This is a genomic window from Streptomyces albidochromogenes, from assembly GCF_005981925.1.
Classification (GTDB): domain Bacteria; phylum Actinomycetota; class Actinomycetes; order Streptomycetales; family Streptomycetaceae; genus Streptomyces; species Streptomyces albidochromogenes.
The window spans coordinates 1-26,835 of record NZ_VBVX01000061.1 but is presented as its reverse complement, the minus strand read 5'-3'; the positions used below and the strand labels follow the sequence as shown (position 1 = coordinate 26,835).

The 26,835-nt window shown below is 72.8% G+C and carries 29 protein-coding genes; 17 read left to right on the top strand and 12 right to left on the bottom strand.

Annotated elements, in window-relative coordinates; all coding sequences use genetic code 11:
* On the bottom strand, positions 1-1,341 hold a 1,341-nt coding region (locus E2E34_RS11260; protein ID WP_138901755.1), incomplete at its 3' end, for an FAD-dependent oxidoreductase.
* A 138-nt stretch (positions 1,342-1,479) separates the two neighbouring features.
* Between E2E34_RS11260 and E2E34_RS11255 the strand changes: the two genes are divergently transcribed.
* Positions 1,480-1,980, top strand: coding sequence for a DUF6214 family protein (locus tag E2E34_RS11255; protein WP_138901754.1), 501 nt, complete (start codon positions 1,480-1,482; stop codon positions 1,978-1,980).
* Positions 1,981-1,995: 15 nt separating this feature from the next.
* On the opposite strand, the gene E2E34_RS11250 is transcribed toward E2E34_RS11255, so the two are convergent.
* The gene (locus tag E2E34_RS11250; protein ID WP_138901753.1) at positions 1,996-2,679 is read right to left on the bottom strand and encodes a DUF305 domain-containing protein; all 684 of its coding nucleotides are present in this window, start codon (positions 2,677-2,679) and stop codon (positions 1,996-1,998) included.
* Between the two features lie 177 nt (positions 2,680-2,856).
* Here E2E34_RS11250 and E2E34_RS11245 point away from each other — a divergent pair, with 177 nt between their 5' ends.
* Positions 2,857-4,344, top strand: a complete 1,488-nt coding sequence (locus E2E34_RS11245) for an LVIVD repeat-containing protein (protein WP_138901752.1) — start codon at positions 2,857-2,859, stop codon at positions 4,342-4,344.
* Here E2E34_RS11245 and E2E34_RS11240 read toward each other — a convergent pair.
* From E2E34_RS11240 to E2E34_RS11215, 6 genes are all read right to left on the bottom strand, one after another.
* Positions 4,332-4,973 carry a TetR/AcrR family transcriptional regulator gene (locus tag E2E34_RS11240; protein ID WP_138901751.1) on the bottom strand — a complete coding sequence of 214 codons (642 nt, stop codon included), beginning with the start codon at positions 4,971-4,973 and terminating at the stop codon, positions 4,332-4,334. The genes E2E34_RS11245 and E2E34_RS11240 overlap by 13 nt on opposite strands.
* A 160-nt stretch (positions 4,974-5,133) precedes the next feature.
* The gene (locus E2E34_RS11235; RefSeq protein ID WP_138901750.1) at positions 5,134-5,829 is read right to left on the bottom strand and encodes an HAD family hydrolase; all 696 of its coding nucleotides are present in this window, start codon (positions 5,827-5,829) and stop codon (positions 5,134-5,136) included.
* Positions 5,826-6,512 carry a phosphatase PAP2 family protein gene (locus E2E34_RS11230; RefSeq protein WP_138901749.1) on the bottom strand — a complete coding sequence of 229 codons (687 nt, stop codon included), beginning with the start codon at positions 6,510-6,512 and terminating at the stop codon, positions 5,826-5,828. Before E2E34_RS11230 ends, E2E34_RS11235 begins: the two co-directional genes overlap by 4 nt.
* 58 nt (positions 6,513-6,570) lie before the next feature.
* On the bottom strand, positions 6,571-7,506 hold the full coding sequence (locus tag E2E34_RS11225; RefSeq protein ID WP_138901748.1) for a M56 family metallopeptidase: 936 nt from the start codon (positions 7,504-7,506) through the stop codon (positions 6,571-6,573).
* An 86-nt stretch (positions 7,507-7,592) separates the two neighbouring features.
* On the bottom strand, positions 7,593-8,198 hold the full coding sequence (locus E2E34_RS11220; RefSeq protein ID WP_138901747.1) for a DUF5134 domain-containing protein: 606 nt from the start codon (positions 8,196-8,198) through the stop codon (positions 7,593-7,595).
* 95 nt (positions 8,199-8,293) lie between these two features.
* Positions 8,294-8,680, bottom strand: a complete 387-nt coding sequence (locus E2E34_RS11215; protein WP_138898506.1) for a VOC family protein — start codon at positions 8,678-8,680, stop codon at positions 8,294-8,296.
* Between the two features lie 70 nt (positions 8,681-8,750).
* On the opposite strand from E2E34_RS11215, the gene E2E34_RS11210 reads away from it, so the two are divergent.
* On the top strand, positions 8,751-9,302 hold the full coding sequence (locus E2E34_RS11210) for a GNAT family N-acetyltransferase (protein WP_138901746.1): 552 nt from the start codon (positions 8,751-8,753) through the stop codon (positions 9,300-9,302).
* A gap of 58 nt (positions 9,303-9,360) precedes the next feature.
* Here E2E34_RS11210 and E2E34_RS11205 read toward each other — a convergent pair whose 3' ends face one another.
* Both E2E34_RS11205 and E2E34_RS36980 read right to left on the bottom strand, forming a co-directional pair.
* A complete protein-coding gene (locus tag E2E34_RS11205; RefSeq protein ID WP_138901745.1) occupies positions 9,361-10,044 on the bottom strand; it encodes a glycerophosphodiester phosphodiesterase in 684 nt (227 codons plus the stop codon).
* 38 nt (positions 10,045-10,082) lie between these two features.
* Positions 10,083-10,208: a hypothetical protein gene (locus E2E34_RS36980; RefSeq protein ID WP_279637880.1), complete on the bottom strand. Its 126-nt coding sequence runs from the start codon at positions 10,206-10,208 to the stop codon at positions 10,083-10,085.
* Positions 10,209-10,392: 184 nt separating this feature from the next.
* Between E2E34_RS36980 and E2E34_RS11200 the strand changes: the two genes are divergently transcribed.
* From E2E34_RS11200 to E2E34_RS11175, 6 genes are all read left to right on the top strand, one after another.
* Entirely contained in the window at positions 10,393-11,529 is a 1,137-nt protein-coding gene (locus E2E34_RS11200; protein ID WP_138901744.1) for an LLM class flavin-dependent oxidoreductase, read from the top strand.
* Positions 11,526-12,527, top strand: coding sequence for a LipP1 family hormone-sensitive lipase (gene lipP1, locus E2E34_RS11195; protein ID WP_138901743.1), 1,002 nt, complete (start codon positions 11,526-11,528; stop codon positions 12,525-12,527). Before E2E34_RS11200 ends, lipP1 begins: the two co-directional genes overlap by 4 nt.
* Before the next feature lie 81 nt (positions 12,528-12,608).
* Entirely contained in the window at positions 12,609-14,006 is a 1,398-nt protein-coding gene (locus tag E2E34_RS11190; protein WP_138901742.1) for a DUF6421 family protein, read from the top strand.
* A 26-nt stretch (positions 14,007-14,032) separates the two neighbouring features.
* Positions 14,033-14,800: an SDR family NAD(P)-dependent oxidoreductase gene (locus E2E34_RS11185; RefSeq protein WP_138901741.1), complete on the top strand. Its 768-nt coding sequence runs from the start codon at positions 14,033-14,035 to the stop codon at positions 14,798-14,800.
* Positions 14,797-15,882, top strand: a complete 1,086-nt coding sequence (locus E2E34_RS11180; RefSeq protein WP_138901757.1) for a beta-eliminating lyase-related protein — start codon at positions 14,797-14,799, stop codon at positions 15,880-15,882. Before E2E34_RS11185 ends, E2E34_RS11180 begins: the two co-directional genes overlap by 4 nt.
* Positions 15,883-15,956: 74 nt before the next feature.
* On the top strand, positions 15,957-16,556 hold the full coding sequence (locus E2E34_RS11175; protein WP_138901740.1) for a transglutaminase domain-containing protein: 600 nt from the start codon (positions 15,957-15,959) through the stop codon (positions 16,554-16,556).
* A 40-nt stretch (positions 16,557-16,596) separates the two neighbouring features.
* Here E2E34_RS11175 and E2E34_RS11170 read toward each other — a convergent pair whose 3' ends face one another.
* Positions 16,597-17,319 carry a lysophospholipid acyltransferase family protein gene (locus E2E34_RS11170; RefSeq protein WP_138901739.1) on the bottom strand — a complete coding sequence of 241 codons (723 nt, stop codon included), beginning with the start codon at positions 17,317-17,319 and terminating at the stop codon, positions 16,597-16,599.
* Positions 17,320-17,560: 241 nt separating this feature from the next.
* Between E2E34_RS11170 and E2E34_RS11165 the strand changes: the two genes are divergently transcribed.
* The 6 genes from E2E34_RS11165 to E2E34_RS11140 all read left to right on the top strand — a co-directional run bounded on the left by E2E34_RS11165 (position 17,561) and on the right by E2E34_RS11140 (position 24,009).
* The gene (locus E2E34_RS11165) at positions 17,561-17,896 is read left to right on the top strand and encodes a TlpA family protein disulfide reductase (RefSeq protein WP_138901738.1); all 336 of its coding nucleotides are present in this window, start codon (positions 17,561-17,563) and stop codon (positions 17,894-17,896) included.
* 195 nt (positions 17,897-18,091) lie between these two features.
* Positions 18,092-18,643: a flavin reductase family protein gene (locus E2E34_RS11160; RefSeq protein ID WP_138901756.1), complete on the top strand. Its 552-nt coding sequence runs from the start codon at positions 18,092-18,094 to the stop codon at positions 18,641-18,643.
* 201 nt (positions 18,644-18,844) lie between these two features.
* Positions 18,845-19,630, top strand: coding sequence for an electron transfer flavoprotein subunit beta/FixA family protein (locus E2E34_RS11155; protein WP_138901737.1), 786 nt, complete (start codon positions 18,845-18,847; stop codon positions 19,628-19,630).
* A 61-nt stretch (positions 19,631-19,691) separates the two neighbouring features.
* Positions 19,692-20,654: an electron transfer flavoprotein subunit alpha/FixB family protein gene (locus tag E2E34_RS11150; protein WP_138901736.1), complete on the top strand. Its 963-nt coding sequence runs from the start codon at positions 19,692-19,694 to the stop codon at positions 20,652-20,654.
* 162 nt (positions 20,655-20,816) lie between these two features.
* Positions 20,817-22,115, top strand: coding sequence for a DUF6986 family protein (locus E2E34_RS11145; RefSeq protein WP_138901735.1), 1,299 nt, complete (start codon positions 20,817-20,819; stop codon positions 22,113-22,115).
* 91 nt (positions 22,116-22,206) lie between these two features.
* Positions 22,207-24,009: a serine/threonine-protein kinase gene (locus E2E34_RS11140; RefSeq protein ID WP_138901734.1), complete on the top strand. Its 1,803-nt coding sequence runs from the start codon at positions 22,207-22,209 to the stop codon at positions 24,007-24,009.
* Positions 24,010-24,064: 55 nt separating this feature from the next.
* Here E2E34_RS11140 and E2E34_RS11135 read toward each other — a convergent pair whose 3' ends face one another.
* Positions 24,065-25,054 carry a LacI family DNA-binding transcriptional regulator gene (locus E2E34_RS11135; protein WP_425573364.1) on the bottom strand — a complete coding sequence of 330 codons (990 nt, stop codon included), beginning with the start codon at positions 25,052-25,054 and terminating at the stop codon, positions 24,065-24,067.
* 193 nt (positions 25,055-25,247) lie between these two features.
* Here E2E34_RS11135 and E2E34_RS11130 point away from each other — a divergent pair, with 193 nt between their 5' ends.
* Both E2E34_RS11130 and E2E34_RS11125 read left to right on the top strand, forming a co-directional pair.
* Positions 25,248-26,207, top strand: a complete 960-nt coding sequence (locus E2E34_RS11130) for an ROK family protein (RefSeq protein ID WP_138901732.1) — start codon at positions 25,248-25,250, stop codon at positions 26,205-26,207.
* A 73-nt stretch (positions 26,208-26,280) separates the two neighbouring features.
* On the top strand, positions 26,281-26,814 hold the full coding sequence (locus E2E34_RS11125) for a tetratricopeptide repeat protein (protein ID WP_138901731.1): 534 nt from the start codon (positions 26,281-26,283) through the stop codon (positions 26,812-26,814).
* Positions 26,815-26,835: the final 21 nt, after the last annotated feature.

Below are 26,835 nucleotides of genomic sequence, written 5' to 3'. Positions count from 1 at the left end.
CCCCAGCAGCCCCGCCCAGTCGTGCAGCTTCACCGAACGGCGGCCCAGCGAGATACCCAGCGCCGCCTCCGCCGCCTCGATCGCCCGCCAGTCGTTCCACACCACCGGACGGACCCCCGACTCCCGCAGCGCGGCGAGCGGGTCGCCCACCACCGGGCGCGCGGCGAGCGCCCGCGCGTCCGCCAGCAGCGAGGCGACCGTCTCCTTGGCGCACGGCCGGTTGGTGCCGATCACGCCGGTGGGTCCCCGCTTGATCCAGCCCGCCACGTACTCGCCCGGCGACGTCGTGCCGTCCCGCAGGACGCGCCCCGCCGCGTGCGGCACCGTGCCGTTGCCCTCGTCGAACGGCAGCCCGGGGAGCGGAGTCCCCCGGTAGCCGACCGAGCGCAGCACGAGCTGCGCCTCGATGTCCTCGTAGGTGCCCGTGCCGCGAATGCCCCCGGCGCCGTCCGGCACCGTGCGCTCGAAGCGCACGCCCGCCGCCCGTCCGTCCGCCTCCAGCACCTCCACCGGCCGCAGGAAGAAGCGCAGCCGGATCCGGCGCGCCCGCTCCTCGCCGCCCCCCGCGGCCCAGGCCCTCAGCACCTCCACGTTGCGCCGGTTCACGGCGGGCAGGGCCACCGCGGCGGCCGACTCGGGATCGGCGTACGCAGGGTCCAGGGCGAGCTCCTCGGGCCGTACGACGACACCGGCGTCCGGGAGCGTGCCGAGCTCCCGCAGCTCCTTGGTGGTGAACTTCGCCTGCGAGGGGCCGCGCCGGCCGACCACGTGCACGTCGCGCACCCGGCTGTCCGCGAGCACGTCGAGCGCCGGCTGGGGCACGTCCGTGTCCAGCAGCTCGTGTGCGCCGCGCGCCAGGATCCTGGCCACGTCGACCGCCACATTGCCCACGCCGATGACCACGGCCGAACGCGCGCCCAGCGCGAAACCGCGTCCGGACGCGTCCGGGTGCGCGCTGTACCAGGAGACGAAGTCGGTGGCCGAACAGCTCCCGGGCAGGTCCTCGCCCGGAACGCCGAGCCTGCGGTCGGTCGCGGCGCCGACGCAGTACACCACGGCGTGGTAGAGCTCCAGCAGCCGCGCGCAGGTGAGGCCGGCGGCGCCCACCTCGGCATGGCCGACGAAGGTGATCCGCTCGTGCTCGAGAACGGTGCGCAGGCTGCCCTGGAGCGACTTGATCTTCTCGTGGTCCGGGGCGACGCCGTACCGGACCAGTCCGTACGGACAGGGCAGCCGGTCCAGCACATGCACCCGCACGTCGGGCACCGCGTCCTGCTGTACGAGGGACTGTGCGGCGTAGACCCCGCTGGGGCCTGAACCGATCACTGCGACACGAAGCACGGCGGGGGCTCCTTCCCGCAAGGGTCTCCAGCATGGCACCGATCGGCGGGCCGGGGGAGATGCTCTGAGGGAGTGCCTTGCAGCGTCGCGCGTGCGCGCCGTGGCGGGCCCCGCGCGGGGTGGGGTTATCTTCTGACCGTGCTGGAAAGTACCTTTTTTGACGTTAACAACCATTATGAACCGAATGCGGCCGCGCCGGAACGGCCCGCCTGGTTCAACGTCCGCCTCACCTTCGCGGACGGCGCCAGGATCGACGTCCTGGCCGCGATGTCCGCCCAGCGGATCACGGTGGAGGAGGTACGCGCGGACCTGCCCCTCGACGGCTTCACGGCGGCCGCCGAATGGGTCGAAGGGCCGTTGGGCGGCGGCTGCCGCGTGGTCGCCGAGGCCCCCCGGGCGGCCGCCGCACCGGTGCCCGAGCAGAAGCAGCCGCCCGCCGGGCGGGCCCGCCCGGCCTGGCCCGGCGGCCGCGCCGGACGCCGCATCGCCGCCGAGGCGTACCGGGCCGCGCGGCAGGCGGGGCAGGACCCGGTGCTGGCGGTGATGTGCGCGACGGGGCGCAGCAGGCGCCGGTCCCTGCGGCTGATCGCGAGCGCGCGCGACGAAGGGCAGCTGCCGCCCCGCCACAACCGCCGCTAGGCGCCCCGCGGCCCGCTACCCCATGTCGCGCATCCGGCCGATCTCGGCGCTCTGCTGCGCGATCACGTCCGTCGCCATCTCCTCGACCTGGACGTTGTTCCCCTGTGCGAGCACCTCGGTCGCCATGGTCACCGCGCCCTCGTGGTGCACGGTCATCAACTTCAGGAAGAGCCGGTCGAAGTCCTCGCCCTCGGCCCGGCGCAACCGCGCGAGGTCCTTGCCGGTGGCCATCCCCGGCATCGCCGTGTGGTCGTGCCCGCCCTCGCGCCGGTCGCCGTCGTTGTTGCCGAGCCAGCCCCGCATCGCGTCGATCTCCGGGCGCTGGGCCGCCGCGATCCGCTCGGCGAGGCGCTTGACCTGCGTGGACCGGGCCCGCTTGGGAGCGAGTTCCGTCATCACCAGCGCCTGGCCGTGGTGCTCGATCATCTGGTGCGCGTAACGGTAGTCCGCCCCGTTGGGCGAGCCGTCGGGCAGTGACTTCGCCGCCTCCCGCGCCGACATCGTCTTCGCGGGCTCGCCCGGCTTCCCCGGCGCGACCACCGAAGGCCCCCCGTCCGCCTTCGCCTTCGGCGCGTCCGTCCCGCCGCCCGAGTCGCACGCGCCGAGCCCCAGGACGGCGACCGCGGCCCACGCGACCGGGACGGCCGCGCGGGCGATCCGGGGTCCGCGGGCGCGCGTGGTCTGAGGGCGGATCAACACGGCGACCTCCTGGGGCACATGGGGTGATTGATGACCGTTCTTAGCACGCTTCCGCACACCACTGATCAAAAACTTTCATTACGTCTTCGTTGCCATCTGTTGAGATGTGCATGCAAACGACGATACTGCCGGGGTGTATGAACCGTTCAACTAAGAACGGACACAAGGGAGGACGCAGTGACCTCGTTGCACATCACCCGCGTGCGGCGCAGACGCCTGGGCGTGGCAACAGCCGCGGCAGGGCTGATCGCCACGCTGCTGACGGCGGGCCCCGCGGCCGCGACCCCCGACCCGGGAGACGCGCCCGCGAAGAAGAAGAGCCTGACCACCTCGCAGCAGGCGGAAGCCAGGGCCGCCATCGAGAGCGGCGAGATACCGGGCGTGGACGAGATCGTCCACAGCAAGAACATCGAGCACGTGGCGAACGTGCCCAAGGACGCCATCAAGGGAACCAACTCGGACCTGGCGTTCCAGGGCAAGTACGCCTTCGCCGGCAACTACGACGGCTTCCGGATCTTCGACATCAGCAACCCGAAGGCCCCGAAGACGGTCTCCCAGGTGCTGTGTCCCGGTTCGCAGAACGACATCTCCGTCTCCGGCGACCTGCTCTTCCTCTCCACGGACTCCTCGCGCAACGACAACTCGTGCGCGAGCACGTCGCAGCCCGCGACGGAGAAGTCCTCCTGGGAGGGCATGAAGATCTTCGACATCAGCGACAAGAGCAACCCGCGGTACGTCGCCGCCGTCGAGACCGCCTGCGGCTCGCACACGCACACCCTGGTGCCGGAGCGCCGCAACGTCTACGTGTACGTCTCCTCGTACTCGCCGAGCGACACGTTCCCGGACTGCAAGCCGCCGCACGACGGCATCTCCATCATCAAGGTGCCGCGCGGTGCCCCGGAGAAGTCCGCGATCGTCGACTTCCCGGTGCTCTTCCCGGACGGCGGCAACCCGGGCGCGCCCACCAACCCGGGCGTCTCCAAGACCACCGGCTGCCACGACATCACCGTGCTGCCCTCGAAGGACCTGGCCGCCGGCGCCTGCATGGGTGACGGCATCATCTTCGACATCGAGGACCCGGAGAAGCCGCGGGTCATCGACCGCGTCCAGGACAACGTCAACTTCGCGTTCTGGCACTCGGCGACGTTCAACCAGAAGGCGAACAAGGTCGTCTTCACCGACGAGCTCGGCGGCGGCGTCGCCGCCACCTGCAACGAGGCCACCGGCCCCACGCGCGGCGCCGACGGCATCTACGACATCACCGGCAAGGGAGACAAGCGCAAGCTGGTCTTCAGGAGCTACTTCAAGATCGACCGCCACCAGGCCCCCACCGAGAACTGCGTCGCCCACAACGGCTCGCTGATCCCGGTCAAGGGCAAGGACATCATGGTCCAGGCCTGGTACCAGGGCGGAATCTCGGTCTGGGACTTCACCGACTCGGCCAAGCCCAAGGAGATCGCCTTCTTCGAGCGCGGCCCCGTCAGCGACACGTCCGCGGTCACCGCCGGCTCCTGGTCGGCGTACTACTACAACGGCTACGTCTACTCGAACGACATGGCCAAGGGCTTCGACGTACTGAAGCTCCACGACAAGCGCACCGACGGCGCCAAGAAGGTCCGGCTGCACGAGCTCAACGTGCAGACGCAGCCCGACTACCGCCGCTGACCCACGGTTCGCGTACGGGTGCCGCCGGGCGGTTCTCCGCCCGGCGGCACGCCGAGTTCCCAGTCCAGCCCGTACCGCTGGAACAGTTCGGCGCGCAGGCTGGCGAGCGGCATCGGCGCTCCCGGCAGCAGCAGGGCGAACACCGCGCCCATCAGCAGGGCGCGCAGCAGCGGATAGTCGGCGTCCACGTCCGGCGATCCGTAGCGGGCCATGGCGCCCCGCAGCAGTTCCGCGAGCCGCTGCTGTTCGGGACACCGTACGAAACCCTCGGCCTGGAGGATGCCCGCCATGTGGGTGCGCATGAGCACCGGGTGGTCGCGCGCGAGGCCCAGTACGGCGTCGATCGCGCGAGCCAGCGGTTCCCGGCCGTCCTCGGTGCGCGGCGCGCGCGCCAGGGCCGCTTCCAGCGTGCGGTGCATCAGACGGTGAACGGCCGACTGGAGCAACTGCCTCTTGCCCGGGAAGTAGTACGAGATCAGTCCGCGCGCCGAGCCGGCCCGGTCCGCGATGTCGCCGAGCGTCGTCGCCTCGTATCCGCGCTCCCCGACGAGCTCCACGGTCGCCTGCAGCAGCCGCTCCCGGGAACGGCGACGCAATTCTTCATTGACCGATGCGCTGCGCGGGGACATCCTGTAACTCCTGCGTTGACTGGCCCGGAGCCAATATACTCAGTGGTCCCACGACAGACGCTGCACGGGCCCGTCGTGGGCTGGCCGTCTGTATCCGGCGGCGCGGGGGACCGCCGGATACGGACGCTCACCCATGCCCTCCGGCCGTGCCGCCCGCGCCTCAGTCCACGAGCCGCAGCACCGGGCGGAGCCCCGCGGGCCGCTCGTCGGCCGGCAGGTGGTCCACGAAGTGCACGGCGCACCCCAGTTCCGCCGCGCCGCCGTCGGCGGGCCGGCTGTCGCCGACCATCAGGACGTCGCACGGGTCGTGACCGATCGCCGCGCAGGCCAGGGCGAAGAGCCCGGGGTCCGGCTTCTGGACGCCGTGCTCGTACGACAGCACGTACGCGTCCACCCACCGGTCGAGGCCGTGCGCCCGGAAGACCGGCCGCAGGTCCCAGCCGATGTTGCTGACGACGGCGACGGCGACGCCCCGCCGCCGCAGTTCGCCGAGCACCTCGGCGGCGTCCGGGTACGGGCGCCAGGCGGCCGGCGTCATGTGGCGCTCGTACAGGGCGTCGTACAGCCCGCCGTCGGGGAGCGAGACCTGGCGGGCGAGGCCCGTGTACGCCGCGCGGTGGCGCTCGGCGCTCAGGTCGCGCGTCGCCCACAGCTCGGCCAGAGCGGGCGGAACGCGCCGCGGAGGGGCGCCGCCGGGCAGCGCCCCGGCCGCCTCCAGCCGCGCGGCGTACCGTGCGAAGTCGTCCGGCGCGACGGACACCCCCCGCGCGTCGAGGACCGCGCGCAGCCACACTTCGGTCGGTTCGATCCTGAGCAGCGTGCCGGAGAAGTCGAAGAGCGCGCCCTTGACGGTCATACGGACGGTCCTTCCCGGGAAGCGGTCCAACGACCGTACGCCACCGTCGAGAGCGCCACGACGGCCGCTCCCAGCAGCCAGCCGCCCAGCACGTCGGAGGCCCAGTGCACGCCCAGGTAGGCACGGGTGAGGCCGACGCCGATCCAGGACACGGTCCCGACGACCAGTACGGCGATCCGCAGCCGGCGGGCCGTGCCGAGCAGCCCCAGCACCCACACCAGCAGCCCGCAGGTGACCATCGCGGTCATCGCGTGGCCGGACGGCCAGGCCGAGAAGTGGGCCGAGTCGACCGGGTCCGGCCACACCGGCCGCTCGCGGCCGACCGCCGCCTTGAGGCTCTGCTGCACGAGGGCGCCGACCGCACTGGTGACGGCGATCCAGAGAGCCAGCAGCCGCTCCCCGCGCCGGATCAGCCACACGCAGACGACGGCCACCAGCGCACGCATGGTCCACGGGTCCCACACCCAGTCCGACAGGATCCGGTTGGTCCGCGTCAGAGCGGGGTTTCCCACGGCCCAGTCGTGCAGCGCGTCCCCGACCGTGCGGTCGAACGAGACGAGCGGACGCCACTCGGTGACGACGAGCAGCAGCAGGGCGACGCACAGACCGGTGAGGACGAATGCCGCGCGGGTGAACGCGGGACGTGCGGGGCGGGACGGCGGGGCGTACGGGGAGGAGCGCATGGAAAGATCCTCGCGCACGGCCGGCGCCGGGGGCCAACCCCCCTCCTCCGTCGCGCGACTAGCCCAGCGCGCTGAGCCCCGGACCGAACGCCACCAGCAGCGGTACGGCGGGCACGAGCGAGGCGGCGGCCGTCAGCCGCAGCCGGCGGCCCGCGGTGAGCCGGGGCGCCGCCGCGAGCAGCCGGTCGACGCGCTGCGGCAGCTCGGCGTGCGGTGTCGGACAGGGGCCGAACACCCCGCGGTCCTCGTTGAGTTCGACCAGGGCGAGGGCGATCGTCAGCCGGCCGAAGCGCCGGGAGGCCACGTCGTCGGCGGCCAGCTCCACCAGCCGGTGCATCTCGTCGCGGAACGCCGCGAACACCGGAACCTGCGGAAAGCCGACCGCCAGGGCCGACGCGCAGTGCAGCAGCCAGTCGTGCCTGGCCCTGACGTGACCCTGTTCATGGGCCAGCACGGCGTCGAGCTGGTGGCCCTTCAGGCGCCGCAACGCGGCCGTGGTGACGACCAGTCGGGGCGTGGCGCCGGGGAGCCACCACGCGTCCAGGCGCTCGCCCTCCAGGACGACGAGCCGGTCGCCACCGGGCTCCTCGCCGGGCAGCAGCGGCGCCCGCACCAGCAGTTCCGCGCGCCGCTGCCCGCGCCGCCTGCGCGCGCCGCGGATCTCCCGGGTCAGCATCGCCGCCGTCCACGCCCCGCCGCACGCCAGCAGCACCGCGATGACCGCGGACCAGGGCCCGTACGCGGCGAGGGCGTACGCCTCCACCACGCCGTGCGGGGCCGGGGCGAAGATCTGGCCCCGCACGGCCTTCCAGGCGGCGGCCGCGCTGAACGTCATCGACAGGCCGAAGCACAGCAGCACGGCGGCCACGACGCACTGCCACACCCACAGGGCCACCACGGGCTCCCTCTCCCGCCAGTCGGCACGCGACATCAGCCGCGGGGCCGCGACGGCGGCGACGACACCGAGCAGCAGCAGCGCGAAGGAGACCGTCATGCGCGCCAGCCTATGAGCGCGGCCCTACTCCCGGGTATGGTCTCGGCGTTCAAGTGACGCAGGACACGGTTTCGCCGCGGGGCCGCTCAGAGCGTGAGCAGCATCGTGATCATGCCCAGGCCCATGGCCACCCGGCAGGCCGGCACCAGCTCCGGCCGCGCGCCCCGGCCGGCCGCCGCGCCGGTCCCCGGGGCCCCGCCCGTCCCGGCCGCCGCACCGGTTCCCGCACGACCGGCGGCGACGGGCATCAGCCGCACCCCCGAGCGCAGCACGTACGCGGCGTAGTACAGGAGCAGCGCACCGGTCAGCAGCGGCACACCGCCGGCCGCGTACCCGGCCGTGTGCCCCGCGTGCCCGGGGGCCCCGCCGCCGGGCGCCATCGCCAGGGCCATGTAGACCATGGCCAGCGACCCGACCACGTGGTGCGCGTGGACGACGCCCGCCCGCGCATGCCACAGTCCCCGCAGCGCGGCCCCGCCGAACACGGCGGCGTACAGCACCCATCCCCACGCCGGCGGCGCGAGCACGGCGGCCGGCACCGCCATCGCCGCCATCCCGAACGCCATCAGCGCCTCACCGGCCGCCTCCTCGCGGTGCTCCCCCCTGCCGCCGCGCAGGCGCAGCAGGCAGTACGCGCCGGTCGCGGCGCACAGCGCCACGAGCAGCCAGCCGGACAGGGTCTGTCCGTGCACGGCGTACCTCCCGATCGACGGTGTCCGTCCCGTCGATGCCCACGCGCGCGCCGCCCTACGCGAGCGCACGGGGGTGCACGGGGAGCGCGCCGGGGTCAGGGGCGGTAGCGCAGAGGATGGTCCGCCGGTACCTCGACGACCGCGACGCGCACCCCGTCGGGGTCCGCGATCCACATCTCGATCAGCCCCCACGGCTCCTTCACCGGCGGGCGCAGCACCCGCACGCCGCGCGCCGACAGCTCCTCGTACGCCGCCGCCGCGTCCGCGACCTGGAGCCACAGCTGGAGGCCGGGGGAGGGAGGGGTCTCGGAGCGGCCGGAGACCTCGAGGAAGCCGCCGCCGAGGAAGTACACCGTTCCGCGCTCGGGGCCCGTGCCGAACTCCCGGTACACGGCGAGGCCCAGGGCCTCGCCGTAGAACGCGCGGGAACGCTCGGGATCCGTGGGCCGCAGAAGCGTCCTGCTGCTCAGTACATGCACCATGCATCCGGACCCTAGCGCGGGTTAGGCTCGGGGCGCCCGACCCGACGTACAGATGTGGAGAGCGCCCCTCATGGAGACCACCCCGCGCCCGGCCCCCTCGGAGCTCACCTTCCGCGACGCGACGGAGGCGGACGCCGACGCGCTCGTCGCGCTCATCGAGTCGGCGTACCGGGGGGACGCGAGCCGTGCGGGCTGGACCACGGAGGCCGACATCCTCCAGGGGCAGCGGACCGATCCGGAGGGCGTCCTCGACGTGATCAAGTCGCCGGACAGCCGGCTGCTCACGGTCGAGCGGGACGGCGAGCTGGTCGCCTGCTGCCAGCTCGAACACCGGGGCGCGGCCGCGTACTTCGGCATGTTCGCGGTCCGCCCCGCCCTGCAGGGCGCGGGCCTCGGAAAGGTGATCATCGCCGAGGCGGAGCGGACGGTGCGCGAGGAATGGGGCGCGCGCGAGATGCACATGACGGTGATCTCGGTGCGGGACGACCTCATCGCCTGGTACGAGCGGCGGGGTTACCGCCGTACGGGCCGGATGACGCCCTTCCCGTACGGCGACGAGCGCTTCGGCGTGCCGCAGCGCGACGACCTCCGGTTCGAACTGCTGGTGAAGACGCTGGGCTGAGGCGGCGCGGGGGCGGGCGCCATGGCGGCGGGCCCCCGGGCCGGCCCGGGCCGCGCGGTTACGCCGTGAAGCGGCCCGTGCGGCGGATCTCCGGGTAGTCCGTGGTCGCGCCGTCCAGCTCCAGCGCCCGTACCAGCCGCAGGTGATCCTGCGTGTTCACCACCCAGCCGATGACCCGCAGCCCGCGGGCGTGCGCGCGCTCCACCGTCTCCAGGGTCAGCCGGCGGATGTTCAGCGCGAGCGTCGCGGCGCCCACCGCCTCCGCGCGGTCCACGACGTCGGTGCCGTAACGGCTGGCGATGAGGGCGGTCCGCACGCCGGGTACGAGCGAGGCGATCTCGGCGACCGCCTCGTCGTGGAACGACGACACCTCCACCCGGCCCGCCAGGTCCCGCCGGTGCATCACCTCGGCGAGCGCCTGCGCCGCCGCCACGTTCTTGATCTCCGCCTGGAGCGGCGACCGCACCGCGTCCAGGACCTCTTCGAAGAGCGGGACGCGCTCACCCTGCCCGGCGTCGAGTCCGCGCAGTTCCGCGAGGGTCAGGTCGGCGATCGCGCCCCGGCCGTCGGTCGTACGGTCCACCTCGGCGTCGTGCATCACCACGAGGGCGCCGTCCTTGCTCAGGTGCAGGTCCAGCTCGATGGCGTCCATACCGGCCTGCTCGGCACGGACGAAGGAGCGGAGGGTGTTCTCGGGCTCGACGCCCATGACCCCGCGGTGACCAATGGTGAGGAAACTCAAGGCAGTCTCGCTTCCGTCGACAGCGGCTCCCCGGCAGCCTAACGGCCCGCTTCCTGGAGGGAACCCGTCTCGCGCGGAGAAGCGGAGTGCTCCGCTCGGGTGCTCGCGATCCCGAGGATCAGACCGGTGATCAGGGCGGCGACGAGGACTGCGCGGGTGCTCACGGCTCCGTCCTACCGCCGCGGGGCGGTGATCGGCGAACCGGGTCACTCGTGCGTGGGCGCTCCGCGCGGGCGTTGACGGCCGACGCGAGCCTTGCGTCCGGAGCATATGACGACTAGTCATATACCGAATAGGTATAGCGCAGCCCCATGGGCGCACCACCCGGACGCACCCCCAGGAGGCACCGTGCAGTTCTCCGTCATCTTCGAGGCCCAACTGGCCGACCCGACCGTCGAACGTGAGCACCAGGTCATCCGTGACAGTGTCGAACAGGCCGTCCTCGCCGAGCGGATGGGCTTCGACCGCGTCTGGGCCGTCGAGCACCACTCCCTGAAGTGGTACGCGCACATGTCCGCCCCGGAAGTCTTCCTGACCTGGGTGGCGGCCAAGACCACGACCATCCGCATCGGACACGGCGTCGTCTGCATGCCGTTCAACTTCAACCACCCCGCGCGCGTCGCCGAGCGCGCCGCGATGCTCGACCTGCTCTCCGGCGGGCGGCTGGACCTGGGAGCCGGGCGCGGCGGCACCGAGCAGGAGACCTCCCTGTGCGGCGTCGACCGCGGCCGTACGGCGCGCGAGGTGGAGGAGGCGCTGCGGATCATCGGCCGGGCGTGGCAGGAGGAGGAACTGGAGTACCACGGCGAACTCATCGACATCGCCCCGCACCCCATCCTGCCGCGCCCCCGCCAGACCCCGCACCCTCCGCTCTTCCTCGCGTGCAGCCGCGCCGAGACCCTGACGCGGGCGGCCGAACTGGGGGTCGGTGCGCTGGTGATGGGCTTCGCCGGGCCCGAGTCGATCGCGCTGATGCGCGCGGCGTACGACACCGCCCGGGCCGCCCGTACACCGGACTGCTTCGTGTCGACCGCCGTGAACGACCACTTCTCCGTCCTCTGCCCGACGATCGTGCTCGACGACCGCGAGGAGGCCCGCCGCGTCGGGACCCGCGGGCAGCGCTTCTTCGCCCAGTCCATCGGGCACTGGTACGGCGGCGCCGGCATCCCCGACGAGGCGGTCGTCGCCGGTGCCGACGAGGCGGCCGAGATGCGCCGGGCCGCCGAACAGGCCGTCGCGCTCCTCCACGAGCAGCGCATCCCGGTACGCCCCTCCGCCACGGCCACGTTCAACGCCGACCACGCCTACGGCACGGCCGACGACGCCATCGCCCACGTCGAGCGCCTCCGCGACGCCGGGGCCGACGAGATCATGTGCCTGATCCAGATGGGCACCGTCCCGCAGGAGGCGTGCCTGGAGACGCTCCGGCAGTGGGGCGAGAAGGTCATCCCGCACTTCAGGGCGTCCGAGGGGGCGTCGCGATGACGACGGGGCCCGACCGGCTCACACCCGAGGCCAGGGTGCTGGCCGACCTCCTCGCCGCCGCCTTCCCCGACCTCGGCGGCGCGGTGACCGACGCCGGCGAGGCCCGGCGCCTCGTCGACGCGCTGCCGAGGCCGCCGGTGGAGCCGTTGGCGGTGGGCGAGGTGACGGACACCACCGTCCCCGGTGTGTGCGGCACCGGCGGCACACCGGTGCGGATCTACCGCCCGGGTTCGGGCGCCGGGAGCGGCCCGCGCCCGACCGTCGTCCACTTCCACGGGGGCGGCTGGGTCCTCGGCGGCCTGGACGGCCACGACGCCTCGGTACGCGCGCTGTGCCGCGCCTCGGGGGCCGTGCTGGTCTCCGTCGGCTACCGGCTCGCCCCGGAGGCCCGCTTCCCCGCCGCCGTCGACGACGCGTACGCCGCCCTGCTGTGGGCCGCGCGGCACGTGGGGGAGCTGGGCGGGGACCCCGGGGCCCTGGTCGTGGCGGGCGACAGCGCGGGCGGCACCCTCGCGGCCGTCGCGGCGCTGGTGGCGAAGGAGCGCGGGGGCCCGCCCCTGGCCCTCCAGGCGCTCGTCTGCCCGGTGACCGACGCGCGCCGGGACACCGCCTCCTACCGTGCGAACGCCACCGGGTACTTCATGGAGGCGGCGGCGCTGCGCTGGTTCTGGGAGCAGTACCTGGGCCCGGACGGTGACGGAGCCCACCCCCATGCCTCCCCGCTGCGGGCCGACGACCTCTCCGGGCTGCCGCCCGCGCACATCGTCACGGCGGGCTGTGACCCGCTGTGCGACGAGGGCCGGGCGTACGCGGGGCGGCTGCGGGCCGCCGGGGTGGCGGTCACCGAGGACCACCGGCCCGGCATGTTCCACGGCTTCTCCGCCTTCCCCGGCGTGCTCGACGATGCCCGGGACGCGCTGGACGGTGTGGCAGAAGCAATCGCCGGTACGGCGCGAGACAGGAAGAACGGCGGCGATCAAGGGGGCTCGGCAGGATAATTTACTGAGGGTGGGCTTGAATGGGAGACCAGAAGACCTATACGGTGCCTTGACGCGAGGTTCTCCCGTGGAGGAAGTGACATGACGGAAATTCTTGTGCAGGACACAGTCGCCGACGGCATATCCGATGCCCGGCGCGTGGTCGAGCACGCTGCCTGGCTCGAGCTCAAGAATGCCGTGGAGGCGATCCGGCCCTGGCAGTCGGCGGACGGCTCCATCGACTTCGACGCCGAGGGCGCACCGACGCGCGCCACGGTGGAGGCGACCGTCGACCGCGTGGTCGACGCCGTCGAGGAGCTCGCGCCGCTGCTGCCGCACAACGCGGCGTACCACCGCGCGCTCGTAGCCGACCTGCGCAAGTGGGTCGCCGACGGCTTCGCCGTACCCGACTTCCTCGACTCGCTGCTCGCCTTCCAGCCTGCCCAGCAGCGCGCGGACGGCCTGCAGCACCTGGTTGTCTTCCCCATGTACACGCAGAACGGCAACCCGGACCGCAACTTCGAGGCGGTCGTGCTGCGCATGGTGTGGCCCGAGTGGCTCTCGGAGCTGGAGCGCACGCGTTACGACAACCCGCTCTTCCTCGGCATCACCCTCGAGGACTTCACGCCCGGGTACGACACCCACTCCGCCGTGCTCTTCCCCGAGACGATCGCGGTGCGCGAGGCCCCCGAGCGCTTCACCTGGGGCGGCATCTTCTGCGACCGCGAGGCCGCCCGCTTCCGCCGCGTCACCGAGGCCTCCGTCGACATCCTCGGCCTCGAACTGCCGGACGACATCCGCGCGATGGTCTCCGACCAGCAGCGCTGCCAGGACGCGTTCGTCCTGTGGGACATGGTCCACGACCGCACCCACAGCCACGGCGACCTGCCCTTCGACCCCTTCATGATCAAGCAGCGCCAGCCGTTCTGGATGTACGGCCTGGAGGAGCTGCGCTGCGACCTCACCGCCTTCAAGGAGGCCGTGAAGCTGGAGGCCGAGGGCAACGCGCACGGCCGTGACGTCCAGTACGCCGTGCTGTTCGACCGGATGTTCCGCTTCCCGGTCAGCGGCGACCGCAACCGCAACTACGACGGTCTCGGCGGCCAGCTGCTCTTCGCGTACCTGCACAAGCACGACGTGGTGCGCTGGACCGACAACACGCTGAAGATCGACTGGGAGCGGGCCCCGCAGGTCACCAACCAGCTCTGCGGCGAGATCGAGGACCTCTACCGGGCCGGCATCGACCGCCCGAAGCTGGTCCACTGGTTCGCCGCGTACGACCTGGTGTCGACGTACCTCGCCCCGCACCCCGGATCCCGCTGGGCCAAGGGCCCCGACGCGCTGGACCTGTCGCTGCCGCCGCGCAAGCTCGTGGACGATGTGCTTCCGGATGAGTTTCCGCTGAGCATGTTCTATGAGGCCCTTTCCAAGAAGCTCAAGAACGTGATCGCCTCCACCAAGGGGATCACCGCGACGAGTGCCGAGCGGGTGGCCGCGTGAGCCATCGCGACCAGGAGGCGACGACCATGACCAGCAGCATCGGCAACAGCAACGGGGGATCGCTGGAAGGCGCTGTGGTCGCGGTGGCCGGAGCGGGCGGCCCGGCCGGCCGGGCCACGCTGCTCAGGCTGGCCGAGGCGGGCGCGATCGTGGTCGGCTCCGACGCCAACCCGGCGCGCCTCGCCGAGGCGGTCGATGCCGCTCGGTACGCCCACGGGGGCGCCACCGTCACCGGTGACACCGTGGACCTCCTCGACCTCGACGCGACCCGTGAGTGGGCCGACAAGACCGAGAAGGAATTCGGCCGCATCGACGGCATGGTCCACCTCGTCGGCGGCTGGCGCGGCAGCGCGACCTTCGCCGAGACGGACCTCGCGGACTGGGACCTGCTGGAGAAGCTGCTGATCCGCACCGTGCAGCACACCTCCCTCGCGTTCCAGGCGCCGCTGCAGCGCAGCGACCGGGGCCGCTACCTCCTGATCAGCGCGGCGGGCGCCTCCAAGCCCACCGCCGGCAACGCCGCGTACTCCGCCTCCAAGGCCGCCGCCGAGGCGTGGACCCTGGCGCTCGCCGACGCGTTCCGCAAGGCGGGGGGCGAGGACGGCCCCCGTACGGCGGCTGCGATCCTGGTGGTCAAGGCACTGGTGCACGACGCGATGCGCGCCGAGCGCCCGAACGCGAAGTTCGCGGGCTTCACGGACGTCAAGGAACTGGCCGAGGCCATTGCCGGGGTCTGGGACCAGCCCGCCAGTGAAGTGAATGGACAGCGTCTGTGGCTGACTCCCAAGCCGTGAACCCCGATCCGACCCACGCGGCGAAGACCGACGCACGCCGGCACCACGACCCGCGCGTGCGCGGCTTCGCGAGCGACAACTACGCGGGCGTGCACCCCGAGGTGCTCGCCGCGGTCGCCCTCGCCAACGGCGGTCACCAGGTCGCGTACGGCGAGGACGACTACACGGAGAACCTCCAGCGGATCATCCGCAGCCACTTCGGCGGACTCGCCGAGGCGTTCCCCGTCTTCAACGGCACCGGCGCCAACGTGACCGCCCTCCAGGCGGTCACCGACCGCTGGGGGGCGGTCATCGCCGCCGAGACCGCGCACATCAACGTCGACGAGGGCGGCGCCCCCGAGCGGATGGGCGGGCTCAAGCTGCTGACCGTGCCGACGCCGGACGGCAAGCTCACCCCCGAGCTCATCGACCGGCAGGCGTACGGCTGGGAGGACGAGCACCGCGCCATGCCGCAGGTCGTGTCGATCACCCAGAACACCGAGCTGGGCACGGTCTACACGCCCGCGGAGATCCGCGCGATCTGCGAGCACGCGCACGCCCACGGGATGAAGGTGCACCTCGACGGCGCCCGGATATCCAACGCGGCGGCCTCGCTCGACGTACCGATGCGGACCTTCACCAACGCCGTCGGAGTGGACATCATGTCCTTCGGCGGGACGAAGAACGGCATGATGTTCGGCGAGGCGATCGTCGTCCTCAACCCGGACGCCGTGCGCGCCATGAAGCACCTGCGCAAGCTGTCGATGCAGCTCGCGTCCAAGATGCGCTTCGTGTCGGTGCAGCTGGAGGCGATGCTCGCGCGCGACCTGTGGCTGCGCAACGCACGCCACGCCAACGCCATGGCCCAGCGGCTCGCCGACGGCGTCCGCCAGGTGGACGGCGTGGAGATCCTCTACCCGGTGCAGGCCAACGCCGTGTTCGCGCGGCTGCCCCACGACGTCAGCGAGCGGCTCCAGAAGCTCTACCGCTTCTACTTCTGGAACGAGGCCGTCGGGGACGTCCGCTGGATGTGTTCCTACGACACCACCGAGGACGACGTGGACGGCTTCGTCCAGGCGCTCAAGGAAGAGATGGCCCGCTAGGGCAAGCGCATAGGTATGCGGCCGACTGGAAAGTCATTGACTTCCGGTCGGCCGCTTCCCTACGCTCTGGCGCCATGGAGCTGATCCAGCAACACCCGGACCTGTCGGCGTACTTGGCAGCCGACGATGTCATCGACCACGAACACCTGCTGGTGCGCGCGACAGCGGCGCTGCTGCGCACCGACGCACCCGGTGCATACGCATACGCCGAAGCGGCGTACACCTTCGTCCGCGACGGCATCCCGCACTCCCACGACGCGGGCGACGAACGCGTCACCTGGCGCGCCTCGGACGTGATCGGGCGGCGTACCGGCATCTGCTACGCCAAGGCCCACGCCCTCGCCGCCCTGCTGCGGGCCGAGGGCATCCCGACCGCCCTGTGCTACCAGCGGCTCGCGGACGACGACGGGGCGAACCCCGTGCTCCACGGCCTGGTCGCGGTCAGACTTCCCGGGCGCGGCGACTGGCTGCGCCAGGACCCGCGGGGCAACAAACCCGGCGTGGACGCGCGGTTCTCCGTGGACGGCGAACGGCTGGCGTTCACCGTCCGCACGGAGTGCGGCGAAGTGGACTACCCGCAGCTGTACGCCGCACCCCACCCGGCGGTCCTGGGCGCCCTGCGGGGCGCCCAGGACCGGTCGTCGCTGTGGCGGGCGCTTCCCGCCGCGCTCTGATCCGCGCCGGCCGGGGGCCTCGCGGCCCCCGCACCGCCGGTCAGCCGGCTTCGCGCACCTGCGCGGCCGTGGGCGCCGAACCGCCGAGGTGCGCCGGGATCCACCACGTGTCGTCGGCGTTCTTCGGGCGTACGGGGTACGCGCGCTGGGCGGCTTCGAGCAGTTCCTGCACCCGGCCGCGCAGCCGGCGCGTGATGGCGCCCGCGAACTCGTCCGTGGGCGCCTCCATCGGCTCGCCGACCCGTATCGTCACCGGGAAGTGGTTGCGGCCGAAGTTGCGCGGCCGGCCCTTGGTCCAGATTCGCTGGGTGCCCCACAGCGCCATCGGGATCAGCGGGACGCCGGCCTCCTGGGCCATGCGGGCCGCGCCCGACTTGAAGCTCTTGAGCGTGAACGACTCGGAGATCGTCGCCTCCGGGAAGACGCCGATGATCTCGCCGGAGCGCAGCGAGTCGAGGGCGTGCGCGTACGCCGCCTCACCGCGCTTGCGGTCCACGGGGATGTGCTTCATTCCGCGCATCAGCGGGCCGGAGATCTTGTGGCGGAAGACCGAGTCCTTCGCCATGAACCGCACGAGGCGCTTCTGCGGCAGCGCGCCGAGTCCCGAGAAGATGAAGTCCAGGTAGCTGATGTGGTTGCTCACCAGCACGGCGCCACCGGTGCGGGGGATGTTCTCAGAACCCTGCGTGTCGATCTTCAGGTCCAGCGCCTTGAACAGGGTGAGGGCGGCACCGATGACCGGTCGATAGACGAGTTCTGCCATGTCAGAGGGGACCCTTCTGTACCCGGGGAGGGCTCTCCCGGCGAGGTTACGCGGCCGTAGGTTTAGCCGCGTTGGGCAGATCGTGCCCCATGAGCGGCCGAGTAGCCAGTCCTGATGGCTTTCACGCGCGAGATTCTCGTCACGTACGGAAACATCAGGAATCGTCTCTCCGTGGTGAGCGCTGCAGCACAGGCGTGGGAAAAAGGACGGGAACGACCGGCGGACACACAGGAGGCGCGACGTGCCAGGCCAGGACGGCGATACGCGGCTGAGCGCGGCCGAACTCGGCGCACCGACGGGGGAGCGGGCGACCCTCGTACAGTTCTCCAGCGCCTTCTGCCAGCCCTGCCGCGCGACCCGCAGGACGCTGGCCGAGGTGGCGGACATGGTCGAGGGCGTCGCCCATGTGGAGATCGACGCGGAGGCGCGACTCGACCTCGTACGCGAACTCGGCATCCTCGCCACGCCCACCGTGCTCGTGCTCGACGCCGGCGGGCGGATCGTGCGCCGCGCCGCGGGGCAGCCGCGCCGGGCCGATGTCATCGCCGCCCTCGGACACGCCGTAGGAGGACCGTGACGCGCGTCCCATCCGGCGGTCCCGGCTTGACCGCGCAGGTCACAGGTCGTCAGTCTGACCGCGTGCCGTCAGAAATCCTCCTTCACAAGCGGGTCCACGTGGACCTGGCCCGCAACGCGAGCGCGCGCTGTCCCGGTGTCTGAGCACGCACCGGCCCGCACGCATCCGCCGCAGAAGGACAGCAAGGACACCCCCATGACGGCTTCGACCGACCTCGCCGTACCGCGCCAGACCCGGCCCGGGGCTTCGGGCCCGAGCACGCACCAGGCCCTCGAAGGCTCTCCCGAGCTGCTGCGGGCGGTCTTCCGGCAGCACGCCGCGGGCGTCGCCGTGATCACCGCGCAGGGTGCGCGGCCCGTCGGGTTCACCGCCACCTCGCTCAACTCCGTCGCCGCCGACCCGCCGATGATCTCCTTCGGCGTCGGCACCGGCTCCTCCAGCTGGCCGGTGCTGGCCGAGGCCGGCCATGTCGGCGTCCACCTCCTGGCCGAGGACCAGCGCGAGCTGGCGGCCACGTTCGCCCGCAGCGGCGCCGACCGATTCGCACCGCCCACCCGGTGGCGTACCGGACCCGAGGGAGTGCCTCTCCTGGACGGAGTGTTGGCGTGGCTGGTGTGCCGTGTGGTGGCGCGCGTTCCGGCGGGGGATCATCGGATCGTGCTCGGTCAGGTCGTCGCCGGAGACCCCTCGGGAGCCGGCCGGCCGCTGCTGTACCACCAGGGACGCTTCAACGCGCTGAGGGACTGAGAGTTCCCCGTGTCCGCCGATTACTCAGCGTTGGCAAGGTCACAGTTCAAAGCGCTTGCTTACGGGGAACGCTCTGGATGTACTGACGAGTAATATTCCAGTCGGAGCGGGGTTGGCCCCGACCGGGAACCGCCCCATCAGGCGCCTATGCTGCCTGCAACGAGGCAGTCAAGAAATAGACGATGCAGTAGGAGAGCCGGCGTGAGCTTGAGGATCGTTGTCTGTGTGAAGTACGTGCCCGACGCCACCGGCGACCGGCACTTCGCCGATGACCTGACCGTCGACCGCGACGACGTCGACGGCCTGCTGTCGGAGCTCGACGAGTACGCCGTCGAGCAGGCGCTGCAGATCGCCGACGAGGCCGACGACGCGGAGATCACCGTGCTGACCGTCGGCCCCGAGGACGCCAAGGACGCCCTGCGCAAGGCGCTGTCCATGGGCGCCGACAAGGCCGTCCACGTCGAGGACGACGACCTGCACGGCACCGACGTCATGGGCACCTCGCTGGTGCTCGCCAAGGCCATCGAGAAGACCGGTTACGACCTGGTCATCTGCGGCATGGCGTCGACCGACGGCACCATGGGCGTCCTCCCGGCGATCCTGGCCGAGCGCCTGGGCGTCCCGCAGGTCACGCTGCTCTCCGAGGTCTCCGTCGAGGACGGCTCCGTGAAGGGCCGCCGTGACGGCGACGCCGCGAGCGAGCAGCTGGAAGCCTCGCTGCCGGCCGTCGTCTCCGTGACGGACCAGTCGGGCGAGGCCCGCTACCCGTCCTTCAAGGGCATCATGGCCGCCAAGAAGAAGCCGGTGGAGTCCCTGGACCTGGAGGACCTGGAGATCGACGCCGACGAGGTCGGCCTCGAGGGCTCCTGGACCAAGGTCGAGTCGGCCACCGAGCGCCCGGCGCGCACCGCGGGCACGATCGTCAAGGACGAGGGCGAGGGCGGCAAGCAGCTGGCCGAGTTCCTCGCGGGCCAGAAGTTCATCTAGGCCCCGCGCGGCCCCTCACACGCCCCCCGAATTCTTCGCACTCGCAGGAGATTGAAGTCCCATGGCTGAAGTTCTCGTCTACGTCGACCACGTGGACGGCGCCGTCCGCAAGCCCACCCTTGAGCTGCTGACCCTCGCCCGCCGCATCGGCGAGCCCGTCGCGGTCGCGCTCGGCAAGGGCGCCGAGGACACCGCCGCCGCGCTCGCCGAGCACGGCGCCGTCAAGGTCCTCACCGCCGACGCCCCCGAGTTCGCCGACTACCTCGTCGTGCCGAAGGTGGACGCGCTCCAGGCCGCGTACGACGCGGTGTCGCCGGTCGCCGTGCTCGTGCCGTCCTCCGTCGAGGCCAAGGAGATCGCGGCCCGCCTCGCGGTCCGCATCGGCTCCGGCATCATCACGGACGCCGTCGACCTCGAGGCCGGCGACGAGGGCCCGGTGGCCACGCAGGCCGTGTTCGCCGCCTCGTACACCACCAAGTCCCGTGTCTCCAAGGGCACGCCGGTCATCACCGTCAAGCCGAACTCGGCGCCGGTCGAGGCCGCCCCGGCCGCGGGCGCCGTCGAGGCGCTCACCGTCTCCTTCGGTGAGACCGCGACCGGCACCAAGGTCGTCGCGCGCACCCCGCGCGAGTCCACCGGCCGCCCCGAGCTGACCGAGGCCGCGATCGTGGTCTCCGGCGGCCGCGGCGTCAACGGCGCCGACAACTTCCACGTCATCGAGTCCCTCGCCGACTCGCTCGGTGCCGCCGTCGGCGCCTCGCGCGCCGCCGTGGACGCCGGCTGGTACCCGCACTCCAACCAGGTCGGCCAGACCGGCAAGTCGGTCTCCCCGCAGCTCTACATCGCGTCCGGCATCTCCGGCGCGATCCAGCACCGGGCCGGCATGCAGACGTCGAAGACCATCGTCGCCATCAACAAGGACGCCGAGGCCCCGATCTTCGACCTCGTCGACTACGGCGTGGTCGGCGACCTGTTCGAGGTCGTCCCGCAGCTGACCGCAGAGGTCCAGGCCCGCAAGGGCTGACCTGCGCAGCAGCAGTGAGCGGCAAGGCGCCCGGGGCCGTGCGGTGATCCTCACCGCGCGGCCCCGGCTGCTTTCCGGTCACCATTGACGCAGGTCACGACCGGCCGATAACTTCACCATGCGGATTGTTGATTCCGCGCAGCGGAAACTGGAGGGTTGGTCATGGGTCAGCAGGAGAAGGTGGCGACAAGCCTCACGGGCGCGGTCAGCGAGGGCGTCAGCGCCTCCCTCGTACCGGTCGACGAGGAGCTCGCCCGCCGCTACCCGGGAGACCCCGGCACCCGCCAGCCCGTGCACACCGTCTACGTACCCGGTGACGTCTTCGCCGCCGACACCGTCCGTTCCTGGGGCGACCGGGCGCTCGCCGCGCTCGACGAGCACGCCCCCGACGCCGCCTCCTTCGCCGCCGTGCTCGGCCTCTCCGAGGAACTCGCCGCGCCGGTGTACGACCGCGTCCGGGCCAAGCTGGAGCGCGAGCCCATCGAGGACCTGCGCGTCGACTTCGAGGACGGCTACGGCGGCCGCACCGACGCCGACGAGGACGAGCACGCCGCCCGCGCCGCCCGCCTGATCAGCGAGGCGTACGCCGACGGCACGGCAGCCCCGTACATGGGCATCCGCATGAAGTGCATGGAGGCGGCCGTACGCGACCGGGGCATCCGCACCCTCGACATCTTCCTCACCGGCCTGATGGAGGCCGGCGGACTGCCCGACGGCCTCGTCCTGACGCTCCCCAAGGTCACCTACCCGCAGCAGGTGTCCGCGATGGTGCGCCTGGTCGAGGAGTTCGAGAAGGCGCGCGGCCTCGACGCCGGCCGCATCGGCTTCGAGATCCAGATCGAGACCAGCCAGTCCATCCTCGCCGCCGACGGCACCGCCGCCGTGGCCCGGATGATCGACGCCGCCGAGGGCCGCGCCACCGGCCTGCACTACGGCACCTTCGACTACAGCGCCTGCCTCGGCGTCAGCGCCGCCTACCAGGCCAGCGACCACCCCGCCGCCGACCACGCAAAGGCGATCATGCAGGTCGCCGCCGCCGGCACCGGCGTGCGCGTCTCGGACGGCTCCACCAACGTCCTGCCCGTCGGCACCACCGCGCACGTGCACGAGGCCTGGCGGCTGCACTACGGCCTCACCCGCCGCGCCCTGGCCCGCGCCTACTACCAGGGCTGGGACATGCACCCCGCCCACATCCCGACCCGCTACGCGGCCGTCTTCGCCTTCTACCGCGAGGGCTACGAGCAGGCCGCCGCCCGCCTCGCCGCGTACGTCAACCAGGCCGGCGGCGACGTGATGGACGAGCCCGCCACCGCCAAGGCGCTGAGCGGCTACCTGCTGCGCGGCATCGACTGCGGAGCCCTCGACACCGCCGAGGTCGCCCGGCTCACCGGCCTCACCCGCGCCGACCTCGACGGCTTCGCCTCGCCGCGCCGCGGAGACCTCACGGCAACGGCCAAGTAACAGCCCCGGACGGCGTCCGGCGCCGTCACCGCTGCCCCGTACGCTGTACCCGATCTCAGTCGGAACAGCGGAACAGAGGAACGGGGCAGCGGTGGCTACGGGGGAGAACGAGCGGTTGGCCGGCCGCTACAGAGTGGTCGCGCAGCTCGGACGCGGCGGCATGGGCGTCGTCTGGCGCGCCGTCGACGAGGTGCTCGGACGCGAGGTCGCGGTCAAGGAACTGCGTACGTACAACGACTCGTCGGCGCCCGAACTGGCCGACCTGCGGATCCGGATGCAGCGCGAGGCGCGCGCCGCCGCGCGCGTGCGCCACCCCGGAGTCATCGCCGTCCACGACGTCGCCGAGCACGACGGCCGGCCCGTCATCGTCATGGAGCTCGTCGACGGGCCCTCCCTGGACGACGTACTCGCCGAACGCGGGCTCCTGGACCCGCGCGAAGCCGCCTCCATCGGCGCCAAGGTGCTGGAGGCGCTGGGCGCCGCCCACCAGGCCGGCGTACTGCACCGCGACGTCAAGCCGGGCAACGTGCTGATCGAGCGCGCCAACGGCCGGGTGGTGCTCACCGACTTCGGGATCGCCGCCATGGACGACCCGGGCGACGGTTCCACCACGCACCTCACCCGCAGCGGCGAACTGGTCGGCTCCCTCGACTACCTGGCGCCCGAGCGCGCCCAGGGGCACGAGCCGGGCCCCGCGTCCGACGTCTGGGCGCTCGGCGCGACCCTGTACGCGGCCGTGGAGGGCGGCTCCCCGTTCCGCCGTACGTCGACCTGGTCGACGCTCACCGCGATCGTCGCCGAGCCGCTGCCCGAGCCGCGCCGCTCCGGGCCGCTCGGGCCCGTACTCCGGCAGCTGATGGCCAAGGACCCCGCGCAGCGCCCCGACGCCCGGCAGGCCGCCCGGCTGCTCGCCGCCGTGGCCGCCGGTGAGGACACGACGGCCCTGGCGGGCGGTGTCCGGGGCGGCGGCGCGCCCCGCGAGGAGACGGTGCGCGATGTGCTGCCGCACCGGCCGCAGGGGTTCGGCCCCGCGGCGGGCCCGACGGCCGCGCAGGCGCCGGCCCCGCTCCCGCTCCCGGACCAGTCCGTCCCGCAGGCGGCGCCGGCGGACCCGAGCCGGCGCGGCTCCGGGCGGGGCCGGGCGGCCCTGGTGGCCGCCGGTGTCGCGGTGGTCCTGCTGGCGGGCGGCGGCGTGACGTACGTCCTCACCGGTGGTACGGAGCAGGCGTCCGGCGACCGGGCGCGGGCGGCGGGGGAGGGCGAGTCGCCCCGGAGCCTCGACCGCATCCCGGCGGCGGACGGGCCCTCCGGGGCCGGGAAGCCCGCCGGTACCGGGCCCACCGGCCAGGGCGCCGGCACGTCCGGCCGGCCGGACGCCAAGCCCCCGGCGGGCGGCGACGACGGCAAGGACGCCGACGCCGACGGATCCAAGGACGACAAGGACCCCGCCGGGGACTCCGAGGACGGCGCTTCGGGTACGTCCGGCTCCTCCGGCGGCACGGACACCGGGGACGGGGCCGGTGACGCGGGCGGCTCGTCCTCGGGCGGGTCCGGCGACGGTGGCCCGGCGGCCGCGGCGGGCGGCAGCGCTCCCGGCGACGCCGACCCGGAGCCCGTCTGCCACGGCATCGGCGGCGGCAAGTACAACTGCACGGTCTGGAAGTCCGCGAAGTCGTACACGGCGGCCGGAGCCGAGGTGGGGGTGCTCAACGCGGGCACCAACTACTTCTACTGCCAGCAGAACCTGGGCCGCCGGGAGACCGACGGCCAGTGGACGAACGTGTGGTGGGCCAAGACCGACGACGACCGGGGCAACGCCGGGGTGTTCGTCAGCGACGTCTACATCCGGGGCGGCGCCAACGACGAGCCCGTCCCCGGCCTGCCGGTGTGCTGAGGCCGCCGACCGCCGACCGCCCCCGGCCTCGCGGCCGGGGTGTGCGGCGTACGTCTCAGGGGGTCCACGGCGGTATCTCGCCCGACCCGCGCGCGATCAGGCGCGTCGGCAGTTCGGTGCGCGCGGGCGCGTCGTTCGCGCCGTCGAGGCGGCGGAAGAGGCGGTCCGCCGCGGCGCGGCCCAGCCGGGCCGCGTCCTGCGCGACGACGGTGAGACCGGGCCGGAGCAGGTCGGCGAGCTCGAGGTCGTCGAACCCGACCAGCGCGACGGGACGCTCGCGGCCCGCGAGGACCCGCACCACCGTCACCGTCACCCGGTTGTTGCCCGCGAAGACGGCGGTGACGGGCCGCGGGCCGTCCAGCATCGCGGTCACGGCGTCCCGCACCCGCTCGGGCGCCGTGCTGCCGAGCGACACCCACGCGTCGTCGGTGGCCAGCCCGGCGTCCTCCATCGCGGCGTAGTAGCCGCGCAGGCGCTCGGCGGCGGTGTGGATGCGCGGCTGGTCGCCGATGAACCCGATACGGCGATGGCCGTGCGCGATCAGATGCGCCACGCCCTCGCGCGCGCCGCCGAAGCTGTCGGAGAGCACCACGTCCGCGTCGATCCGGCCGGCCGGACGGTCCACGAAGACGGTGGCCACTCCCGCCGCGATCTCCGGCTCCAGGTAGCGGTGGTCGTCCCCGGCGGGGATCACGATCAGCCCGTCGACGCGCCGCGCGCAGAGCGCCAGCACCAACTCCTGCTCGCGCGCCGGGTCCTCGGCGCTCGACCCGTTGATGAGCAGCGCGCCGTGTGCGCGGGCGACCTCCTCGACGGCGCGGTTCAGCGGCCCGTAGAAGGGGTCCGCGAGGTCTTCGAGGACCAGGCCGATGCTCGCGGTGCGGCCCTTGCGCAGGACGCGCGCGCTGTCGTTGCGGCGAAAGCCCAGCGCCTCGATGGCCTCCTGGACGCGCTGTTCCGTGTCGGGCGTGACGCCCGGTTCTCCGTTCACCACGCGCGAGACCGTCTTGAGGCCGACGCCGGCACGGGCGGCGACGTCCTTCATGGTCGGCCGGTTGCCGTAGCGGAGCTCGGGGCGGCTTTCGGTCTCGGCCACAGTGTGATGTCCTCTTCGTGATCGGGTGCGGTCGGTGCGTGAACGGCGTGCCGTCGAGCATAGGGCCTGGACAACGTTGTCAACTGAATGGAGACTGGCTCTGACCTGCCACACGCCTGCCCTGCCTGGAGATCCGACACCGATGCACACCGACCTCGTCGCCGCTCTCGACATCGGCGGCACCAAGATCGCCGGCGCGCTGGTGGACGGCGGCGGCCGGATTCTCCTGCGCGCGCAGCGGCCGACGCCCGCGCACGAGGACGGCGAGAGCGTGATGCGGACCGTCGAGGACGTACTGGGCCGGCTGACTGCCTCCCCGCTGTGGGAGCGCGCCACGGCCGTCGGGATCGGCAGCGCGGGACCCGTGGACGCCTCGGCCGGCACCGTCAGCCCGGTCAACGTCCCCGGCTGGCGCGACTTCCCGCTGGTGGAGCGCGTGCACCGGGCCGTGGGCGGCCGGCCTGTGACGCTCGTCGGCGACGGTGTGGCGATGACGGCCGCCGAGCACTGGCAGGGCGCGGCACGCGGCCATGACAACGCGCTGTGCCTGGTCGTCTCCACCGGCGTCGGCGGCGGCCTGGTTCTGGACGGCCGCCCGCACCCGGGGCCGACGGGCAACGCGGGCCACATCGGCCACATCAGTGTCGACCTCGACGGCGATCCGTGCCCGTGCGGCTCGCGCGGCTGCGTCGAACGGATCGCCAGCGGCCCCAACATCGCCCGCCGTGCGCTCGAACAGGGCTGGCGGCCGGGGCCCGACGGCGACGCCACCGCCGCCGCCGTCGCGGCGGCCGCCCGCGCCGGGGACCCCGTCGCAGCGGCGTCGTTCCGGCGCGCCGCCCAGGCGCTGGCCGCCGGCATCGCCGCCACCGCGACGCTCGTGGAGATCGACATCGCCGTCGTCGGCGGGGGAGTGGCGGGCGCGGGCGACGTGCTCTTCACGCCCCTGCGCCGCGCTCTGCGCGAGTACGCAACGCTCTCGTTCGTCCATCGCCTCCAGGTCGTTCCGGCCCTGACGGGGACCGACGCGGGCCTGGTGGGCGCGGCGGCCGCCACCGCGCTCGGCGGCAGGCCGGGCGAGGCGGCGGCGTACGTCGTCTGACCGCGCGTCGGAGAACCGGCTCCGGGAAGCGGGATCTTGCCCGGGACGCCTGCGCCGTGCGAGCGTGGGCCCCGTGAACGGTGATCAGGAGCGGGACGCGGCCCTGGCGCGGGCGGTGCGGCTGCGCGAGGACGGCAGGGCCGAGGAGGCCCGGGTCCAGCTGCTCGCGCTGGCCGAGCGGTACCCCCGGGACGCCCGGATCGCCTACCAGACCGCGTGGGCACACGACGTGCTCGGCCTGGAGCACGAGGCGGTGCCCTTCTACGAGCGGTCGTTGAGCGTCCCGGGTCTGCCCGCCGAGGACCGCCACGGTGTCTTCCTCGGTCTGGGCAGCACCTACCGTGTCCTGGGCCGGTACGCGGCCGCCCTGCGCACCCTGCGCCTCGGCTTGGCGGAGTTCCCGGGAGACCCGGCCCTGAAGTCCTTCCTGGCCATGGCCCTGTACAACACGGGCGAGGGCCGCGAAGCCGTACGGACGCTGCTCAGGGCCCTGGCGGCCACGAGCGCGGACCCGCGGGTGGGGACCTACCGCCGGGCGATCGAGCAGTACGCCGACGATCTTGACGCCACGCACCCGCCGCAGGAGGCACCACAGCCGGGGCCGTAGCCGCACCGCCCGCGCCAGGGC